This is a genomic window from Streptomyces spinoverrucosus (assembly GCF_006539505.1).
Classification (GTDB): Bacteria; Actinomycetota; Actinomycetes; order Streptomycetales; family Streptomycetaceae; genus Streptomyces; species Streptomyces spinoverrucosus.
The window spans coordinates 1-1,187 of record NZ_BJND01000187.1 but is presented as its reverse complement, the minus strand read 5'-3'; the positions used below and the strand labels follow the sequence as shown (position 1 = coordinate 1,187).

Here is a 1,187-nt window from a genome sequence, read left to right as displayed (position 1 = left end):
CATGATCCACCTGCGCGCCGCTGTAGCGGCAGCACGTCACCAGGACCGACCCACCGCGAAGGGCTTGCTGGACCAAGCCGAAGAACTCGCGGACGATCTCGGGTCGGATGAGAACTACTGGCAGACCGGCTTTGGGCCTACGAACGTGCTGCTTCACCGCCTGTCTGTTGAGCTGGATCTCGACAACGTGTCGTACGTGGTGGAACACGGACAGATCAACGTCGACCATATGCCGCAGGAACGCAGCGTCTCGCATCGGATCGACTACGCGCGCGCCCTGTCGCTCACCGGACGGGGTGATGAGGCGTTCACGGAGCTGCGAACGGCTGAGCGCACCTCGCCGCAGCTCGTACGCAACAATCCCAGGGTGCGCGAAACGCTGCGGGACCTGATCAAACAGTCTCCGGTCACGGGTGGCTCGCGTTCGTCCGAGGTGTTCGTGATGGCTCAGCGGTGCAGGGCGGTGCAGTGAGTTCAGGCAGGCGTGGAGTGCTCGGGGTCGTCGGGTCTGCGGCTGGAGGCGTAGAGGCGCTGCGCACTGGTCTCGTAGAGCCCGCGATGGATCGCGGCTGGCAGGTAGCCGTCACGCTCACGCCGACCGCGGGTCAGTGGCTACGGCTCAGTGGCGAGGTCGAGCGGCTGGAGAAACTGACCGGTCTGCCCGTGCGCGATGAGCCGCGGTTGCCCGGCGAGGCCCGACCACACCCGCCGGTTGACTGCTACGTCGTCGCCCCCGCGTCGGCCAACATGGTCGCCAAGCTCGCGACCGGCCTGATGGACAACCAGGCACTGACGCAGGTGGGCGAGGCTATTGGGACCCTCGGATTGCCCGTCGTCGTCTTCCCGCGGGTGAACGCGGCGCACGCTCGCCATCCGGCGTGGCAGCGCCACATCGACACCCTTCGAGCGGGGGGCGTACACGTCGTCTACGGCCCCGATGTGTGGCCGTTGTACGAGCCGCGGGAAGCGCCGCCGGGGCGCGCACTCCCCTGGTCGGCAGTGCTCGACACAGTGGATGTGGCCACCCGATGACGATTGATCAACACGCCTGACCTGCAAGGAAAGAGGACCCGGACAGTCTGTCCGGGTCCTCCGCCGTTCCGGGCCACATCCTCATTGGCATGCCATGGATCAATGAGCAAAGCGGCGAGCTGGAAGGCATGACTCCCGCCGAACTCGCTTTGATC

General features: G+C 66.3%; 1 protein-coding gene and 1 pseudogene. Both read left to right on the top strand.

Annotation, left to right across the window (positions count from 1 at the left end; all coding sequences use genetic code 11):
* Positions 1–472 (top strand): annotated as a pseudogene (locus tag SSP24_RS42445) (transcriptional regulator); the annotation flags it as partial.
* A gap of 86 nt (positions 473–558) precedes the next feature.
* The gene (locus SSP24_RS42440; protein ID WP_229866391.1) at positions 559–1,032 is read left to right on the top strand and encodes a flavoprotein; all 474 of its coding nucleotides are present in this window, start codon (positions 559–561) and stop codon (positions 1,030–1,032) included.
* The last annotated feature ends 155 nt before the right edge of the window (positions 1,033–1,187 follow it).

What these genes read in the sequence shown, in the direction of transcription:
- SSP24_RS42440 (WP_229866391.1), top strand. Translation starts at nt 559, where the DNA reads ATGGATCGCGGCTGGCAGGTAGCCGTCACGCTCACGCCGACCGCGGGT.